This window comes from Sphingobium xanthum (assembly GCF_019737615.1).
GTDB classification, from domain to species: domain Bacteria; phylum Pseudomonadota; class Alphaproteobacteria; order Sphingomonadales; family Sphingomonadaceae; genus Sphingobium; species Sphingobium xanthum.
On the sequence record NZ_JAHKKS010000005.1, the window covers coordinates 218328 to 236751 of the forward strand.

The window sequence follows — 18424 nt, forward strand, 5'->3', positions numbered from 1 at the left end:
CTCAAGGCGTCATCGGAGACGACGCACGTGTTTCAACAATTCAGGGTCGACAACAATTCGAAACGGCTCGGGCACATCTTCTGATAGCGAAAAGGCTATCCTGATCTCGCGTTCTCGAGAGAAGGCCACAGGTTTGGCATAGAGGCTGGCATTGCGAACGACCCGGCGAGTCATTCGAGCAAAATTATGGCCAACACCAATGGTTGCATGAGGCGGCTCAGAGACGTCAAACACGCTGACTTGCTCGTGAATCAACTTCATATCTCGGTACAGCACCCGATGAACGACTGGACTGTGAGAAAAATGCTTGGAAAGCCGCTTGAGAAATGGTTTCAATTTTATTCTAAGTACTACCGGTCCAAATTTCTCTCTCATATAATTCTGTTCTGTTAAATCTCTTGATGTTGAAAATATGTATGTGTCAAATCCGGATATCGCGAATACCACTATTTTCTTGTCAGCTACGTCCACAAAAGCGACCGCACATCCTTCAAATTTATCAGCTGATGGGGCATCCGCTTCATTTTCCCGAAAATCAGTCAAAGATCCTAGCCTAAAACTCCCCTTAGAAACGAATTTATTCCAGTCCTGTAACGATAAGTATTTATATACGTAATTCGGATTATACGGCTTAAAATCTTCCTTTCGAAAAGGTTCGGAAAATTCGTAATGATCCTCTTCATCAGAATCGTCACTATCATTGGAAAATTCGGACTGAGCCGCAGCTAGTTCAAACACCTCTCTGAAAGTCAGATTGGATGGCCCTACTGCAAATCCTCTGATGATTATACTTTGCGGTTCTCCAATATATTTGAGACCTACATTCGACAAAAACTCGAATGGGGGGCCACTAGAACCGTATTCAGGGAGCTTAGGGGGCATGTAATATTGTTATTCGAGGTAGGACATCTTTGCAATCCAACGCAATGCGGCGACCATCCCGAACTTGACCGCTAGGGAACGTAATTCCACAACCCCTTGCCCTCCCCCAACAAACCCGGCATCCCGCCCAGAGACCCAAACGGGCACCGTCGCGCCGACCCCGCAAGAGAGGACCACCCCATGCGCCTGCCCCAGATCACCGCCGCCGCCCTCCTCCTCCCGCTCGCCGCGTGCAACAAGGCGCCGGAGGTCACTGCGACCAATGCGACGCCGGCCGAGGTTCAGGAAAAAATCGAAGCGGCCGGCGGCAGCGAGGTGATGGTCCAGCCCGGCCGCTGGGAAGGGCAGATGACGATCGACGAGATGGACATGCCGAACCTGCCCGCCGAGGCCAAGGCGCAGATGAAGGCGCAAGCGCAGGCCGGCGCTCCGAAGACCTTCATCTCCTGCGTCACGCAGGAGGACGTGAAGTCGCAGAAAGCGTTCTTCACCGCGGAAGAGACCGACAAGAGCTGCAAATATGATCATTACTCCATGGCGGGCGGCAAGGTCGCGGCGGTGATGAACTGCGATCGCGGCGGCTCGAAGATGCACATGGAGATGAATGGCACCTATTCGGCCGACAATTACCGGATGACCGTCTCCAACAAGGTCGAGGGCGGCAATGCGCCGATGGACGCGATGAGCATGAAGATGACGATCGCCGCCAAGCGCGTCGGCGCCTGCAAGGGGACGCAGGACGAACTCTGAACGCGGCGAGACGAGTCCGTTCGGGCTGTCCCGTCACCCCTGCTTCATGGCATGGCCGCATCATGGCACTGGCAGGATCCAAGGGCGGCGATCGGTGCTGCCGGCATGCAAGGCGCGGAAAGTCCTGCACAAAAATTGCTGTCGGCCAACCCTTTGGCGTAATTTTCGGGCATCATGGCCGCCTTTCGACGCATAAATTGTTGGCGCGAGAGAGCCGGGCGAATAATCGCTCCAGGCCTTGGTTTTGCGTCATTCGGGGCGTCTGCCCCTACGGCATCGGAGCAACCGCGATCGTTCCAAATAGGGACTATTACACACAAGGTCCGGCGGGCACCCGCCGCGAAGCCTGTTCGCCGGGGCGAATTACCGATATAAGTCACCCCCTGTTCGGGAAAGATGAGTCGCGCTCGTATCGACCGGACCGGAGCTGAATCCATGATCGGCTACACGACGGTGGGGACCAATGACTTGCAGAGGGCCATGGCCTTCTATGACGCTCTCTTCGGGAGTGTTGGAATCGCGCGCCTCCTCGAATTGCCGCAACTCGCCGCCTGGGGCGTCAACTGGAACAAGCCGATCTTTGGCGTCGCCAAGCCTTTCGACGGCAGCGAGGCGACGCCCGGCAACGGCGTGATGATCGCCATCGGCCAGCGCACACGCGAAAAGGTGCGCACTCTGCACGCCAAGGGCCTGGAGCTGGGCGCCAGCGACGAAGGCGCCCCCGGCGTGCGCGGCGCGGACGGCAGCCAGGCTTTCTATGCGGCCTATATCCGCGACCTGGATGGCAACAAGCTTTGCTTCTACAGCGTGGGGCCGGGCGAGGAAGACTGACGGGGTCAGTTAGGTGCGACCAGCAATCCGGAAGCTGACAATCTCCCCTCCTCTTCAGAGGAGGGGCAAGGGGGTGGTGGCGATGCGCAGCATCGCTCGCATGGCGATAATCCGGCACCGCCCGACACCACCCCAACCCCTCCTCTGAAGAGGAGGGGGCTAAAGCGGTCCAAGTGCTTCCCGCTTGCCCCTTCGCCAGCCTGTGCTAACGGCGCGCCATGCTTTCGATCAACGACGTCACCGTGCGCCTCGGCGGCCGCACGATCCTCGACAAGGCGGGCGCTGCCCTGCCGCCGCGTTCGCGCGTCGGCCTCATCGGCCGCAACGGCGCCGGCAAGTCGACCCTCATGAAGGCGATCATCGGCCAGATCGACCCGGATGGCGGCAGCATCGATATGCCGCGCGGCACCCGCATGGGCTATATCGCGCAGGAAGCGCCGAGCGGCACCGCCACGCCCTTCGACACCGTGCTGGCGGCGGACACCGAGCGTGCCGCCCTGCTCGTCGAGAGCGAGACTACCGAGGACCCGCACCGTCTCGGCGACATCCACGAGCGCCTGCTCGCCATCGATGCCTATAGCGCTCCGGCCCGCGCCGGCCGCATCCTCGTCGGCCTGGGCTTCGACGAGGAGATGCAGCAGCGCCCGCTGGACAGCTACTCCGGCGGCTGGAAGATGCGCGTCGCGCTCGGCGCTCTGCTCTTTTCCGAGCCGGACCTGCTGCTGCTCGACGAGCCCTCGAACCATCTCGATCTCGAAGCGACGCTCTGGCTGGAGAATTTCCTCAAGGAGTATCGCGCCACCGTCCTCGTCATCAGCCACGAGCGCGATCTCCTCAACAATGTCGTCGATCACATCCTGCATCTCGAACAGGGCAAGGTGACGCTCTATCCGGGTGGCTATGATGCGTTCGAGCGCCAGCGCGCCGAGCGGCTGGCCCAGCTTGCCGCCGCGCGCGAGAAGCAGGCGGCCGAGCGTGCCAAGCTCCAGGACTATGTCGCGCGCAACAGCGCGCGCGCCAGCACCGCCAAGCAGGCGCAATCCCGTGCGAAAGCACTGGCGAAGATGCAGCCGATCGCGGCCGCGCTGGAAGATCCCAGCCTCTCCTTCGGCTTCCCCAACCCGCAGGCACTGCGCCCGCCGCTCATCACGCTGGACATGGCGGCGGTCGGCTATGACGAGACGCCGATCCTGCAGCGGCTCAATCTGCGCATCGATCCCGATGATCGCATCGCCCTGCTCGGCAAGAACGGCAACGGCAAGACCACCCTCGCCCGCCTGCTCGCCGCGCAATTGCCAGCTATGGAAGGCGCGATGCATGCGTCCGGCAAGATGAATGTCGGCTACTTCACCCAGTATCAGGTGGAAGAGCTGGACGTGGGCGATACGCCGCTCGAGCACATGACGCGCCAGATGAAGGGCGCCACCCCCGCCGCCGTCCGCGCCCAGCTCGGCCGCTTCGGCTTTTCGGGCGAGCGGGCGACGCAGAAGGTCGGCTCGCTCTCCGGCGGCGAACGCGCCCGCCTCGCCCTCGCGCTCATCACGCGAGACGCGCCGCATCTGCTCATCCTCGACGAGCCGACCAACCATCTCGACGTCGACAGCCGCGAGGCGCTGGTGCAGGCGCTGAACAGCTATTCGGGCGCCGTGGTCATCGTCAGCCACGACCGGCACATGATCGAGCTGGTCGCCGACCGGCTGGTGCTGGTCGATAGCGGCCGCGCCCTGCCGTATGACGGCAGCGTCGAGGACTATACCGATTTCGTGCTCGGCCGCGGCGCCGAGGCGAAGCGCGCCGAGGCAGGCGGCAAGGGCGACCGCAAGGCTGATCGCCGCGCCGCCGCCGAGATGCGCGAGCGCTACAAGACCTTGCAGGCTGACGTGAAGAAAGCCGAGAAACAGCTCGCCGATCTCAATGCCGAGCGCTCCCGCATCGATCTCGCCATGTTCGATCCTTCCAAGGCCGGCCCGCAGGAACAGGGCCGCACGATGACCGAACTGATGCAGCGCCGCGCCAGGGTCGAGACCGCGATCGAAAACGCCGAGCTGACATGGATGCAGGCCAGTGAAGCGCTGGACAGCCTCGACGCCGCTTGAGGATTGCGCCCTCTCAAATTCCTCCCCATCGGAGATGGGGAGGGGGACCACCCGCAGGGTGGTGGAGGGGAAATGGCGCGACGTTGATGCCCCTCCACCACCGGCTTCGCCGGCGGTCCCCCTCCCCAAGCGAGCTTGCAGAGGATCTTGAGTAAGACCCGTTGAGCGCAACCCCCGATCATGCCACAGCCCACCCCATCATGACCCCCGATCATATCGCCGCCTATCTCGACCGCCTGCGCCTCGACACCGCACCGCCCGCCACGCTCGCCGGGCTGGACCGCCTCCAGACGGCGCATCGCCAGGCCATCGCCTTCGAGAATCTCGACGTGCGCCTCGGCCGCCCGATCCGCATCGACAGCGCCTCGGTGTTCGACAAGCTCGTGACGCGCCGGCGCGGCGGCTACTGCTTCGAGCAGAACCGGCTCTACTCGGACATGCTGACCACGCTCGGCATTCCCAATCGCCCGCTCCTTGCCCGCGTTCGCCTCGGCATGCCCGCCGACGCCGTGCCACCGCGCACCCATGTGCTGCTGCTGGTCGAGCTGGAGGGCGCGCGCTGGATCGCCGACGCGGGCTTCGGCGGCAGCAATGTGCCCCCGCTCCCGCTTCAGGACGGCGCGATCGCGCAAACCGACGATGGCGCCGCGCATCGCCTGCGCCGCGTTGGCCTGCCCGGCGATCTGTCAGGCGAGTGGCTGCTGGAGCGCGCCGGGCCTGTTGCGGCCACCGATGGCCGCGCCGCGCCGCATGGCGACTGGCAGCCGCAATATGGCTTCGATCTTCTGACCGTCGATCAGGTCGACCTGGAGCAGTGCAATCACTGGACCTCGACCCGGCCCGAGACGCGCTTCACGACACTGCACATCGTCAGCCGTCCGCTGGCCGGCGGATTCGCCTCACTGGTGGAGCGCAGCCTGAGCTTCACGCGCGACGGCACGAACGAAACGCGCGAGATCGCCAGCGCCGCCGATTATCGCGCGCTGCTCGGCGGGACCTTCGGCCTCACGATCAGCGAGAAGGAAGCCGCCTCGCTGCCGCTGTTCTCAGCTTAGCGCGCGGACCACGAAGATGATGAGGATCGCGCCCAGCACCGATCCGATCAGGCCGGCGGGCTCGAACGGGCGGATTGCCCGCCCCTTGGCGAACAGGCGCGGGATGAAGCCGCCGACCAGCGATCCGCAGACGCCGAGCAGGATGCTCGCGATGATGCCCATCGGCACGGCGCCGGGATAGAAGAAGCGCGCCAATATGCCGACGATCAACCCGACGACGATGGTGCTGACGATCTGACCCATGATCCCGTTCTCCTCCGGTGCAAGACCACGGCCTGACGCCGCGCATGTGTATTATCTTGATAAGACGGCAGCCGGTCAAGCGGAACTACCGGCGCCGATCTTGCCAGCACGGGCCAAAGGCGTATAGCGCGGCCGATCTCGCCATTTTCCGCCAATCCGCCCGGGGGTGCCATAAGCATGACCGTCACCATCAAGACCGCCGATCTGATCGAGAGCGTCGCCGACGCGCTCCAGTTCATCAGCTACTATCATCCGATGGATTATATCCGCGCGCTGGGCGACGCCTATGCGGCGGAGCAAGGCCCGGCGGCCAAGGACGCGATCGCACAGATCCTCACCAACAGCCGCATGTGCGCCGAGGGGCACAGGCCGATCTGCCAGGATACCGGCATCGTCAACGTGTTCGTGAAATGGGGCATGGACTGCCGCCTCGACGACACGTCGAAGTCGCTGCAGGAAGTCGTCGATGAGGGCGTGCGCCGCGCCTATCTCCACCCGGAGAACAAGCTGCGCGCCTCGGTCCTCGCCGATCCCGCCTTCACCCGCCGCAATACCAGGGACAACACGCCCAGCGTCCTCCATGTCGAGATGGTGCCGGGCCATCATGTCCATGTCGACGTCGCGGCGAAGGGTGGCGGCAGCGAGAACAAGTCCAAGTTCAAGATGATGAACCCCAGCGACAATATCGTCGACTGGGTGGTCGAGATGATCCCGCAAATGGGCGCCGGCTGGTGCCCGCCCGGCATGCTCGGCATCGGCGTCGGGGGCACGGCGGAGCATGCCGTGCTGCTCGCCAAGAAGGCGCTCATGGAACAGATCGACATGAGCGTGCTCAAGGAGCGCGGCCCGCAGAACGACCTCGAAGCGATGCGCATCGAAATCTTCGATCGCGTCAACGCCCTCGGCGTCGGCGCGCAGGGCCTGGGCGGCCTCGCGACGATCCTCGACGTCAAGATCATGGACGCGCCTTGCCATGCCGCGTCCAAGCCGGTCGCGATGATCCCCAATTGCGCCGCCACGCGCCACGCCCATTTCACGCTGGACGGCTCCGGCCCCGCCTATCTCGAAGCGCCCAGGCTCGACGAATGGCCGGACGTCAACTGGACGCCGGACAAGGCGGCCATCCGCGTCGATCTCGACACGCTGACCGCCGAGCAGGTGCAAAGCTGGAAGCAGGGCGACCGCATCCTCTTGAACGGCAAGATGCTCACCGGCCGCGACGCCGCGCACAAGCGCATCCAGGACATGCTGGCCAGGGGCGAGGAGCTGCCCGTCGAGTTCAAGGGCCGCGTCATCTATTATGTCGGCCCGGTCGATCCGGTCGGCGAGGAAGTCGTCGGCCCCGCCGGCCCCACCACCGCGACCCGTATGGACAAGTTCATGCGCATGATGCTCGATCAGGGCCTGCTCGCCTGCGTCGGCAAGGCCGAGCGCGGCCCGGCCGCGACCGAGGCGATCAAGGACAGCAAGAGCGCCTATCTCATGGCCGTCGGCGGCGCTGCCTATCTCGTCGCCCGCGCGATCAAGGGCAGCAAGGTCGTCGGCTTCGCGGACCTCGGCATGGAAGCGATCTACGAGTTCGAGGTGCAGGACTTCCCCGTCACCGTCGCCGTCGACAGTGAGGGCCGGAATGTCCACCAGCTCGCCCCGCTGGTCTGGAAGGACAAGATCGCCAAGGAAGGGCTGCTCGAGAAGGCGTGACGGCACGGCTTCCGGCGGGGCGGCAATTGGGCTAACCTTTCAGGGCCGTCCAAGGAGCGCCTTTTCATGCGTTTACCCGCCCTGCCGCCCGGACTTGCAATGCTGTTCTGGCTGATCGTCGCGCTCGGCTGCGTCGTATCGGTCGGGACCGCCGTGGTGGACATGAACCGGTTCGGGCAGGAGACCGGGAGCGCAGGCGTCCGCATGCTGATCGGCCTGCTCGTCGGCCCGCTGGCGGGCGGCCTCGCCTTCGGCTCCTGGAAATCGACGCGCGTGCTTCGCCGGGCGCGGACCGGCGAGGGCGAGATTGCGCGCTGGCGCGTGATGCCGGGCGAGCTCGACGCCTTCCGCGCCGTTGACGGGGATCTGCGCGCGCGGCGGCGAAATGGCCTCAAGCTACCGCGGACATCGCCCGCCGATGGCCTGGAGGTCATCTTCCTCGACGATCATGTGATCGTCGATGGCCGGGTGTTCGCGCTGATGACCACGGGCAGCTCGCGCTTCTCCGGCGTGCAGATCGTCCCGGGCAATCCGCTCGCCATCCAGTTCGACATGGTGCTGACGAACCTCGTGGCCAGCTCGAACAGCTATCACATGACCCGCACCGGCCAGGCGCTGCGCATCCCCATCGCGACGCTCGCCCGGGCGGAGGGCGTGCGGGTGCTGGAGCATTATCGCAAGGCCGATGCCCGCGAGATCGTTGTCAATCCGGACCTTTACGGCGCACGGTTGCGCTTCGCCTATGGCTGGCTGCTCGTCTCGCTGGTCGCCATGGCAGCCGGCTTCGCGCTCAACCGGGACGGGATGAGCCCGGACGAGGTGATCCTGCCGCTGAGCCTCGCGGTCGGCGGCGCGGTCTGCGCGGTCGGCGCCGCGGTACTCATCCTCATCTGCCGGAAGCTGCGCGCGGATCAGTTCCGCCGCTGAGCCTCGCTGATCTTCGCTTCCTCCGCAGCCGTGAAGGCCGACTTGCCCTTGGGCGGATCGGCATCGAGGCCGGTCACGTAGAAGGCCACGCCCCTCCCCGACCTGGGATCGACCCACAGCCCCGAGCGCAATCCATAAGCCTCGCCGGAATGGCCGATGCGCATGACGCCATCGCCGAAGGGATCGTCGCGGCACGCCGCCGGACGACCCGGTGCCGCGAGGATCATCACCGCCAGCCCATAAGCGCAATGATAGCCGCCCGCGCTGTCGCCATTGCGCCCGTCATAGCGCCAGTGCGGCCGCGCCATTTCGGCAAGGCTCGCGCGCGACAGAAAACCCGGCACTTGCCCCGCCAGCGCCTGCCCGATCCGCGCCAGCCCCTTCGCCGAGATCCGCATCCCGCCCTGCGGCGAGAAGAAGGCGCCCTGCCGCCCGAGCTTGTAGGTCGCGACATCGCAGCTGCCATCGCGCGCCGGGATCGCCCCGCAGGCTGGCCTCACCCCGCGCAGATCGTCCCGCGCCACGGTCCCATCCGGATTGTAGAGCACGACCGCCCGCGAAACCGCCCCGTCGCTGCACGTCGTCCAGTTGAAACAGGCGTCGATCTTGAGCGGCGCGAACACCCTCGCCTGCATGATCGTATCGAAGCGCTGGCCCGTCGTCGCTTCCATGACGGCGGCCACGATCGGGAAATTGAGATTACTGTAGGTGAAGGTGCGCGCGCCCGGCCCATGCGTCGCATCCCACGCTTCCGGCCGCCGCATCTCGGCTTCCAGCGCGGCATCGAGCGGCAAGGCATAGTCGATCCCGTCGCGCACGCCCGCCGTGTGCGAGAGCAGCATGCGCAGGCTGATCGGCTGGTCTGGAAAGGCCGGATGGCGCAGCCGCCAGCCGAGATAGAGCGACACATCCCGGTCGAGATCGAGCTTGCCCGCCTCGACCAAGCGCATCACGCCAAGAGCCACGGCCAGCTTGGAGATGGAGGCGATACGCACCGGATCATCCGCAGTGACGCCCCGCCCGCTCACCTGGTCCGCGAGGCCCGCGGCGCCTGCGCCCGTCACCCCGCTCCGCTCGAACCGCGCCCAGGCGCTGGCGGCCGTGTCGGGCTGCGCGAGTGCGGGTGTGCAGAGGAGCAGGACCGACAGGAAGAGACGTTTCATTGCGCCGAGACTGGGCTTTCCGCTGGAGCAAGGCAAGCGCTGCGCAGGGCACTTAGAGACGCCCCTCCTCTTCAGAGGGGGGTCAGGGGGTGGTGGCGATGCGCCAGCATCGCTCGCGCAGCGCCAGTCGGACTGTCCAACACCACCCCACCCCCTCCTCTGAAGAGGAGGGGCTAATGACCGTTCCCCTATTTCCACCTGTCCCAATCCGCCCGTCCCCCCTAGGGATAACCAAAGCGCCGGCTCCGGCGCGGGGAAGGCGCACATGATCACCTCGTCCATCTGGCTCCCGGCCAGCCTGATCGCGGGCGGCCTGCAGGCGTGGCGCACGGCCGTGCAGCGTAAAGTCGGTCAGTCGTTGTCCGTCAATGCCGCAGGGCTGGTGCGCTATCTCTACGGCCTCCCCTTCGCGCTCGCCTTCCTCGCGCTTTACCATCTGGTCATCCAGCCCGGCGCCATCCCGTCGATCGGCACGCTCGGCCTGCTCTTCTGCGCCGGCGCGGGCCTCTGCCAGATCATCGCCACCAATCTGCTGCTCATGACCTTCGGCGAGCGCAATTTCGTCGTCGGCACCGCCTATGCCAAGACCGAGGCGGCGCAGGGCGCGATCCTCTCCTGGGCGCTGATGAGCGAGCAATTGCACCCGCTCGCCTGGGCCGGCGTCGCGGCCGGGGTGGTGGGCATCATGATCCTCTCGACCGGCGGCAAGCGCATGGGTCCCGGCGAGTTCATCCGCGCGCTCGGCGCACGCTCCGCGCGTTATGGCCTCGCCTCCGGCTTCTTCTTCGCGCTCACCGCCGTCGGCATCCGCCGCGCCACGCAGGAAGCGGTGACGCCCGATCCGATCTCGGCGGCGCTCACCGTCCTCGCCATCACCGTCGCCATGCAGACGGCGATCCAGGGCGCCTTCCTCGCCTGGCGCGAACCGGCTCAAATGCGCGCCGTGTTCACCACCTGGCGCGTCTCCGGGCAAGCCGGCCTGCTCTCGTCGCTCGGCTCGGCCTTCTGGTTCACCGGCTTCGCCACCGCGCCGATCGCGCTGGTGCGCATCGTCGGACAGATCGAGATCGTCTTCACCCTCAGTCTCGCCCATTATTATCTGCGCGAACCGCTCAAGACGAGCGAAGTGACGGGGCTACTGCTGGTCGTGAGCGGCGTCCTGCTCGCGCTGATCGGCGCGGCGCGCTAGACTGGCACCATGATCGCCGCCGCCTTCCGCTATTTCGGCCTGATCTTCGCGCTCGGCTTCGTGCTGGGCACGGTCCGCACGCTCTGGCTCGCGCCGGCGATCGGCGCGACCGGGGCGGTGCTGATCGAATTGCCGATCATGCTCGGCGCAAGCTGGCTCATCGCGCGGCGCCTCGTCACCGTCCCAAAGGTGCGCACGCCCCTCTGGGCACTCGGCACCGGCGCGTTGGCCTTCGCCCTGCTGATCGGCGCCGAAGCCTTGCTCGCCATCACTCTCGCCGGCCAGAGCCTCGCGACATGGGCCGGCGACCTCCTGCGCACGCCGGGCTGGATCGGCCTCGCTGGCCAGGCGCTCTTCGGCCTCATGCCTTGGCTCGCCGCCCTTCGCCCGGCGGGCAGACCAGGCACCGCATCTTCCGCCTGTCCTACTTCATCCGCATCATGGCATGAAGAATGAACGGCATCCTCCACCCAACGGCTCTTTGACCTCGTCAATCTCAAGGAAAATCAACCGGTTGAGTTCATCCTCGGCTTGGTCTTTCTGCACGCACCATGCGCGATACGTGTGAAGTTAGGGAAGTTCCGTCGCAAAACCGCGGAAAAGCGTGAGTTCAGACGGAAGCCTGACTGCCCGATCTGCGCAGCTCGCGAACATTCCCTTGCACTTTGGCCGCGAAGAGCATCGCATGAAGGCCAAAGCCGCACATCGACTCGTCAGCGCGCAAGCTCTTGAAAATTGAGCTTCAGTCCCGGCCTCGGCCAGCGGCACTTGAAGAGCTGACCGGTCGCCGATCCGGTGATCCACGCCGTCCGCATGTCCGGCCCACCGAAGCAGATGTTGGTCGTGATCGGATCAGGCACCGGCACATGCTCGGTGCTGCCGTCGGCCGGATCGATGATCGTGATGCCGCCGTTGAACAAAGTCGCCACTGCGACCTTGCCGGACGCCTCGACCGCGAGGCTGTCGAACCACTGCATGCCCGGCAGGTTCACGATCACCTCGCCGGCCTGATGGCCGAGCTCCGCCGAGACCAGCCCCGGCGCCGCGATCGGCAGCGACCAGAGCCGCTGGAGCATGGAATCGGCCCAGTAGAGCGTCTTCTCGTCCGGCGAGAGGCCGATGCCGTTGGGCGAGATCTGTTCGGAGCGCCAGCGGGTGATCTGCGAGCCGTCCGGCCGCGCATAATAGATGCCGCCCATCCGCCGGTTCTCGCCGTCCGACAAGCCGAAGCAGGTGAACCACATGCCGCCCGTCCGGTCGAAGACGATGTCGTTCGGCCCGTTGAGCGGCTTGCCGTCGCATTGATCGTACAGCGTCGTGACCGCGCCGGTCGCGAGATCGACGCGCTGGACATAGCCGCCCTTGTAATCGGTCGGGATGCCGAGCTTGCCTTCCTCCCGCCAGTTCTCGGGAAAATCGAACGCGCCGCCATTGTTGACGATATAGGCCGCGCCATCCGGGCCGATGGCAGCGCCATTGGGCCCGCCGCCGAGATGCGCGACGATGTCGATCGCCCCATCCGGTCGCACACGGGTCAGCGTCTTGCGCGCGATCTCGACCAGCAGCACGGAGCCGTCCGGGCAGGCGATCGGCCCTTCGGGAAATTCCAGCCCGCTCGCGAGCAGCTCCAGCTCGATCATCTGCCTCTCCCCATCGGCTTCGCGCGTTGCCCCGCACGATGTCAGAGTGGTGATCCGAAGGCCAGCGCCATCAGGGAAATCTGTGCTTTTGCGCCGGCTTGCAACGTGCGCAAAACCACGCGCGGACTGCACTTTATGCAAGCCCGCAGACAACAGCCTGTTAACCGCTTTCGGATAGCCAACCGGATTGGCGAGATTGCCCTGACGGAAAAACAGACGTGCCGAAGACGACCAAGCTGGAATCAACGATCGTGCGCGTCGCCGGAACCGTCGGCGACCTCGGCATCCGCACGCTCGATCTCCAGGCTGATATTGCCGAGCTGGCCGATCGCGTGACCGATCAGGCCGCGATGCTGGAGACGCTTGAGGAGGCCGCCATCGGCCTTGCCGCTTCCAGCGATCAGGTCGGGCAGAAGGTCGATGTCGCCCGCGCCCAGGCTGAGACCGCCCGCTCGGTGGTCGACACGTCGAGCCAGCAGCTTGCCTCCGCCTCGCACAATGTCTCCGAGCTGATCGATCAGGTCAGCCGTATCCATCGCGGGCTGGACGGCTTCAACGAGGCGCTCGCCAGCGTCGGCCATACCAGCCAGATGATCAGCGCCATCGCCAGCCAGACCAATCTGCTTGCGCTCAATGCCGCGATCGAAGCGGCGCGCGCGGGCGACGCCGGCCGCGGCTTCGCGGTGGTCGCGAGCGAAGTGAAGAAGCTCGCTCAGGAAACTGCCTTGGCCACAAAGCAGATCGAAGGATCGATCCGCGAGCTGACCAGCGAGGCCGAGGCCATGCTGGCGCGCATCGTCAGCGGCGCCGAGAAGGCGAATGACGCGCACCGCGCCTCGGGGGAGATCGGCGCACTCGTCGAGCGCCTGCGCGGGCTGATCCTCGGCCTCTCGGACAATAGCGAGGCCGTCTCGGGCAATGTCCATTCCATGCTCGGCTCGATCGGCAATATCCGCTCGGGCCTCTCGGAGCTTGCCGACACCTCGATCGACAACGCCATCGGCCTCCAGCGCCTCTCCACTCGCGTGACCACGGTCAGCGACGACACCAACATGCTGCTCCAGTATCTCGCCGAGAGCGGCGTCGTCATTCCGGACTCGCCCTATATCAGCTTCGGTCTGGAGGCGGTCGAGGGCATTGTCGCGCATCTCGACCGGGCCATCGTCTCCGGCGAGATCGGCATCGATGCCATGTTCAGCGAGGACTATGCGCCCGTGCCCGGCAGCGAGCCGCCGCTGTTCACGCATCCGGCCCAGCCCTTCATCACCGCCGCCGCCCGCCCCTGGCAGGAGAAGGCACGCGCGCTCCCCGGCTTCTTCGGCATGACCTGTACGGATCGCAATGCCTATGGCGCCGTCGCCATGCCCGAGCGCTCGCTGCCGCAGCGCCCCGGCGAGACCGAATGGAATCTCGAATATTCCCGCGCCGGCCAGATCTACAACTTCCAGGACACGCGCGATCAGGTTAAGCTTACCCAGCCCTTCTGCCTGAAGGCCTATCGCCGCCCGATCGCGACCACCGGCGGCGTCATGCTGCTCAAGCAGGTCATCGCCTCGATCCATGTGCGCGGCCGCCACTGGGGCGTGATCCAGCTCGCATATGAGGATCAGTCGAGCAAGGCGGCGCCGGCCGAACTCGCCAAGGCGAGTTGAACGTCAGCGTCGCGCCTCGATGGGCGGCTGCCTGTCAGCCATCATCGCGCACGCGCCCGACCAGGCCCCAGGCGCAAAGGACGGCAATGCTCGCGCAGAACATCATGCCGAGCGCCAGCGACAGCGCCGATCCCGTGGTCACTTGGGCGAAGAGGGCAACGATGATTCCGGCAATGGCGAGCTGGCCGAAACCGAGCAACGCGGAAGCCTGACCGATCGCGCGAGGATGAAGCGACAAGGCGCCGGCCTGCATCTGCGGCTGCACGACGCCCCAGCCGAAGGTGTAGACGATCTCGGGCAGCACGAGCGCTGCCCAACTGGTCGGCAGCGCCCAGGTCGCGAGCACCATCGCGATGCCCGCGCCCAGCTGGATCACCGTGCCGATCCGCAAAGTCGCCTCGAGCGTATGCGTCCGGATCATCCGGTTCGATGCGAGGCTGCCGAACACGAAGCCCAGCGTCGAAAGCGCTAGCATCAACGCATAGTGCCCTGCCGTCTCGCCGAACCGGCCGACGATCACTTGCGGCGCGCCGGTCGAGAACATGAACAGGACGCTATAGGCAAAGGCGTTGCCGAACACGAAGGCGAGCAGCGCTTTCGACCGCGCGATGCTGCCCAGCGACCGCAAAACGTCGCCGGGGTTCAGCGGCAGCCTTTTGTCCGCGCGCAATGTCTCGGGAAGGATGCGCAGGCTGGCAAGCCCGACGATCGCGCAGAGCATCCCCATGGCCAGCAGCGAGGCACGCCAGCCAAACAGCATGACCAGTCCACCGCTCAGCAAGGGCGCGAGCGTCGGCACCGGCCCGTAAATGGCGCCGACCAGCGCCAGCGTGCGCGCCGCATCGGTGCGATCGAGAAGGTCCCGCACGATCGTGCGCGCCAACAGAGCAAGAGCGGCACAGCCCACGCCCTGCAGGGCTCTCGCCACCACGACAAGGACGAAGTCATTGGCGCTCGCGCCTATCAGGCTTGCCGCAATGTAAAGCACAAGCCCGCCAAAGATGACCGGCCTTCTCCCGACGGTATCCGCGAGCATGCCGCAGAACAGCTGCGCAGCGGCAAAAGCGATGACGAAGGCGCTCATCGCCGCGGCGACATCGGCGCGCGGCACGTCCAGCGATGTGCCAAGCGCGGGCAGTACGGGCGACATACCCTCGATAGACAACGGGAGGATTGCGGTTAGCGCGGCGACCAGCAGGAGCAACGGCAGGGGCAGCGCCCTGGCGGACGACGTCCCGCCCGTCGCCTCGTCGGATTGAGTGGAATCTGACAGGATCATTCTCTCCCTAGAGGCGGCGGCATTGGAGCGAACGCGCGCGAAGCTGCGCGTTCATGCCCGTGCCATCTCATATCTCGACACCGGTTGCGCTCAGCTGTTGGCTGGGCCGTCGAGCTTCCCGAATTTCGCCTCGAAGCCGGCAACGTCGCCGCTGGCCAGGAAACCGGCCTGCTCGATCCAGTTGTCGCGCACGATGCGGCCCTTGAACGTGCCGAGATGCGCATCGACCTTGGCGACGTCGTCGGCATTCCAGGCGGCGATCTGATCGAACCGGGTGATGCCGAGCCCGGCCAGCGTGCTGTTGAGCTTCGGCCCGAGCCCCTTGATCTGGCGCAGATCGTCCGGTTCGCCAGCGGCCGCCGGCACGCCGATGTCGGTGAGCGTCACCGCGCCTGCCGCCGCGCCGCCGCTGGCCATGATCGCTGCGGCATTGCTCATCACCGCCGGCACGTCATCCGGCTTCGCGCCGCTTGCCGCGACATCCGCCGCCATCGACGTCTCGACGGTCTCGGCGACTTCCTCCACGACGTTGCGCGCCGTCTCGCTGACCGCGCCGACCGCCGTGACCGACGTATCGACATGATGCCCGACTTTTCCGGAGCGCGAGCGCAGGACCCAGATGACCATGAACGCAACGAGCAACGCGGCGACGATCAATATGGCGCTTTGGGTCATGGTCGGCCTCCTTGTTGTGCGCTTGTAAAATAACCATATGCCTCAAGCGGGAGGCAAGCCAGCGTCATCCCCAGGCCGTCCACAGAAAAATATTTTTCGTTCGCGGTTTCCTCCCTTGCGTTCACGCAAAGATCGCAATTGCGGCGCGTCGCTGCATTGCAACATGGGATTCACGCCATGAACCGAGTCTTTTCATCGACGAACCGAATCATTACGAACGTGTTAACGCCCTTGCATCGCCGTGCCGTTGTGGCACTATCGATGGTGGTTCGGAACGGGGGCCAACGCAACAACTTGTGTCCTGAAGCTGCGACGCGCTTCGCGGCCGAGGACCGGTTTGTCCCCGTCAAACGGGGTTGACCGAATCGAACGAAGAGAGAACATTCGGGGGTCTTGAGCATGGAGTTTCGCGATTTGCAGGCGGAAGCATCAGTATTGGACGCGGCACCGGCCACCGAGGCTGCGACGGAGAGCGCGCCGGTGAGCGCGAAACCCGCGAAGAAGAAGGCGCTCGCCTCGAACAGCGTCGATGCACGCCGGTTCGACGTCGTGACCGATCCTGCCCGTGACGCGCTCCTGACCGAGTTCGGCAAGGAGACGCTGCAAGACCGCTATCTGCTGCCCGGCGAATCCTATCAGGATTTGTTCGCCCGCGTTGCGGCAGCCTATGCCGACGATCAGGCGCATGCCCAGCGGCTCTACGATTATATCTCGCGCCTCTGGTTCATGCCGGCGACGCCAGTTCTCTCCAACGGCGGCACCGGCCGCGGCCTGCCGATCAGCTGCTATCTCAACAGCGTGGACGACAGCCTGGAAGGCATCGTCAACACCTGGAACGAGAATGTCTGGCTGGCCGCGCGCGGCGGCGGCATCGGCACCTATTGGGGCAGCGTGCGCGGCATCGGCGAGCCGGTCGGCCTCAATGGCAAGACCAGCGGCATCATTCCGTTCGTGCGCGTGATGGACTCGCTCACCCTCGCCATTTCGCAGGGCTCGCTGCGTCGCGGATCGGCCGCCTGCTATCTCGACATCTCGCATCCGGAGATCGAGGAGTTCCTCGAGATCCGCAAGCCATCCGGCGACTTCAACCGCAAGGCGCTGAACCTCCACCATGGCGTGCTGCTGACCGACGAGTTCATGCATGCCGTGCGTGACGGCGCCGAGTTCACCCTGCGCTCGCCCAAGGATGGCAGCGAGCGCGGCAAGGTCGATGCGCGCAGCCTCTTCCAGAAGCTGGTCGAGACCCGCCTCGCCACCGGCGAGCCCTATATCGTGTTCAACGATACCGTGAACCGCACGATGCCCAAGCATCATCGCGAGCTCGGCCTCAAGGTCTCGACCTCGAACCTCTGCTCCGAGATCACGCTGCCGACCGGCCGCGACCATCTCGGCAATGACCGCACCGCCGTCTGCTGCCTCTCCTCGCTCAATGTCGAGACGTGGGAAGAGTGGAAGGACGAGAAGATGTTCATCGAGGACGTCATGCGCTTCCTCGACAACGTCCTGCAGGACTATATCGACCGCGCGCCGGAAGAGATGGCCCGCGCCAAGTACAGCGCCGAGCGCGAGCGTTCGGTCGGCCTCGGCATCATGGGCTTCCACTCGCTGCTCCAGCAGCGCGGCATCCCCTTCGAGAGCGCGATGGCCAAGAGCTGGAACCTGCGTATCTTCAAGCACATCTCGGCCAAGGCCAACGAGGCCTCGATGCAGCTCGCCGTCGAGCGCGGCCCCTGCCCGGACGCCGCCGATCAGGGCGTGATGGAGCGCTTCAGCTGCAAGATGGCGATCGCGCCGACCGCGTCGATCTCGATCATCTGCGGCGGCACCTCTGCGTGCATCGAGCCGATCCCGGCCAACATCTACACGCACAAGACGCTGTCCGGCAGCTTCATCGTGAAGAACCCCTATCTCGAGAAGATCCTCCAGGCGAAGTCCAAGGACTCGACCAATGTCTGGAATTCGATCCTCGAGAAGGAAGGCAGCGTCCAGCATCTCGATTTCCTGAGCCAGGACGAGAAGGACACCTACAAGACCAGCTTCGAGATCGACCAGCGCTGGCTGATCGAGCTGGCCGCCGACCGCGCGCCCTATATCGATCAGGCCCAGTCGCTGAATCTGTTCATCCCGGCCGACGTGGAAAAGTGGGATCTACTCATGCTCCACTACCGCGCGTGGGAGCTGGGCGTTAAGTCGCTTTATTATCTGCGCTCCAAGTCGATCCAGCGCGCCGGTTTCGCCGGCGGGGTGGAAGCGGACAACACCGCCGAACTCAAGAAGATCGAGCTGCCCAACACTGATTATGACGAGTGCCTCGCCTGCCAATAGGCAGGTGACGAGACGG

General features: G+C 65.1%; 16 protein-coding genes. 10 read left to right on the top strand and 6 right to left on the bottom strand.

The window, feature by feature from the left end:
- Positions 1-9: 9 nt before the first annotated feature.
- Complete coding sequence (locus KM135_RS10910) at positions 10-882, bottom strand: hypothetical protein (protein ID WP_221714034.1); 873 nt, start codon at positions 880-882, stop codon at positions 10-12.
- 180 nt (positions 883-1062) lie between these two features.
- On the opposite strand from KM135_RS10910, the gene KM135_RS10915 reads away from it, so the two are divergent.
- The 4 genes from KM135_RS10915 (at position 1063) to KM135_RS10930 (ending at position 5614) form a co-directional block, all read left to right on the top strand.
- A complete protein-coding gene (locus KM135_RS10915) occupies positions 1063-1632 on the top strand; it encodes a DUF3617 domain-containing protein (protein ID WP_221714035.1) in 570 nt (189 codons plus the stop codon).
- A 435-nt stretch (positions 1633-2067) separates the two neighbouring features.
- Positions 2068-2463, top strand: coding sequence for a VOC family protein (locus tag KM135_RS10920; RefSeq protein WP_221714036.1), 396 nt, complete (start codon positions 2068-2070; stop codon positions 2461-2463).
- Between the two features lie 218 nt (positions 2464-2681).
- Entirely contained in the window at positions 2682-4559 is a 1878-nt protein-coding gene (locus KM135_RS10925) for an ABC-F family ATP-binding cassette domain-containing protein (protein ID WP_221714037.1), read from the top strand.
- A 200-nt stretch (positions 4560-4759) separates the two neighbouring features.
- Positions 4760-5614: an arylamine N-acetyltransferase family protein gene (locus KM135_RS10930; protein WP_221714038.1), complete on the top strand. Its 855-nt coding sequence runs from the start codon at positions 4760-4762 to the stop codon at positions 5612-5614.
- Here the strand turns inward: KM135_RS10930 and KM135_RS10935 are convergent.
- Positions 5606-5857 (bottom strand): GlsB/YeaQ/YmgE family stress response membrane protein, encoded by a 252-nt coding sequence (locus KM135_RS10935; protein ID WP_221714039.1) that lies wholly within the window; start codon positions 5855-5857, stop codon positions 5606-5608. The two genes, KM135_RS10930 and KM135_RS10935, sit on opposite strands and share 9 nt — an antisense overlap.
- Before the next feature lie 177 nt (positions 5858-6034).
- Between KM135_RS10935 and KM135_RS10940 the strand changes: the two genes are divergently transcribed.
- On the top strand, positions 6035-7558 hold the full coding sequence (locus tag KM135_RS10940) for a fumarate hydratase (protein WP_221714040.1): 1524 nt from the start codon (positions 6035-6037) through the stop codon (positions 7556-7558).
- 66 nt (positions 7559-7624) lie between these two features.
- The gene (locus tag KM135_RS10945) at positions 7625-8485 is read left to right on the top strand and encodes a hypothetical protein (RefSeq protein ID WP_221714041.1); all 861 of its coding nucleotides are present in this window, start codon (positions 7625-7627) and stop codon (positions 8483-8485) included.
- Here the strand turns inward: KM135_RS10945 and KM135_RS10950 are convergent.
- Positions 8470-9648, bottom strand: a complete 1179-nt coding sequence (locus KM135_RS10950) for a serine hydrolase domain-containing protein (RefSeq protein WP_221714042.1) — start codon at positions 9646-9648, stop codon at positions 8470-8472. The genes KM135_RS10945 and KM135_RS10950 overlap by 16 nt on opposite strands.
- A gap of 265 nt (positions 9649-9913) precedes the next feature.
- Here KM135_RS10950 and KM135_RS10955 point away from each other — a divergent pair, with 265 nt between their 5' ends.
- Positions 9914-10837 (top strand): EamA family transporter, encoded by a 924-nt coding sequence (locus KM135_RS10955; RefSeq protein WP_221714043.1) that lies wholly within the window; start codon positions 9914-9916, stop codon positions 10835-10837.
- 9 nt (positions 10838-10846) lie between these two features.
- The gene (locus KM135_RS10960) at positions 10847-11293 is read left to right on the top strand and encodes a hypothetical protein (RefSeq protein ID WP_221714044.1); all 447 of its coding nucleotides are present in this window, start codon (positions 10847-10849) and stop codon (positions 11291-11293) included.
- 257 nt (positions 11294-11550) lie between these two features.
- Here the strand turns inward: KM135_RS10960 and KM135_RS10965 are convergent, their stop codons facing one another.
- A complete protein-coding gene (locus KM135_RS10965) occupies positions 11551-12477 on the bottom strand; it encodes an SMP-30/gluconolactonase/LRE family protein (RefSeq protein WP_221714045.1) in 927 nt (308 codons plus the stop codon).
- Between the two features lie 218 nt (positions 12478-12695).
- On the opposite strand from KM135_RS10965, the gene KM135_RS10970 reads away from it, so the two are divergent.
- Complete coding sequence (locus KM135_RS10970; protein ID WP_343228176.1) at positions 12696-14129, top strand: methyl-accepting chemotaxis protein; 1434 nt, start codon at positions 12696-12698, stop codon at positions 14127-14129.
- 34 nt (positions 14130-14163) lie between these two features.
- On the opposite strand, the gene KM135_RS10975 is transcribed toward KM135_RS10970, so the two are convergent.
- Both KM135_RS10975 and KM135_RS10980 read right to left on the bottom strand, forming a co-directional pair.
- Positions 14164-15408, bottom strand: coding sequence for a multidrug effflux MFS transporter (locus KM135_RS10975; RefSeq protein WP_221714046.1), 1245 nt, complete (start codon positions 15406-15408; stop codon positions 14164-14166).
- A 90-nt stretch (positions 15409-15498) separates the two neighbouring features.
- Positions 15499-16083 (bottom strand): hypothetical protein, encoded by a 585-nt coding sequence (locus KM135_RS10980; RefSeq protein WP_221714047.1) that lies wholly within the window; start codon positions 16081-16083, stop codon positions 15499-15501.
- A 399-nt stretch (positions 16084-16482) separates the two neighbouring features.
- Between KM135_RS10980 and KM135_RS10985 the strand changes: the two genes are divergently transcribed.
- Complete coding sequence (locus KM135_RS10985) at positions 16483-18408, top strand: ribonucleoside-diphosphate reductase subunit alpha (RefSeq protein ID WP_221714090.1); 1926 nt, start codon at positions 16483-16485, stop codon at positions 18406-18408.
- The last annotated feature ends 16 nt before the right edge of the window (positions 18409-18424 follow it).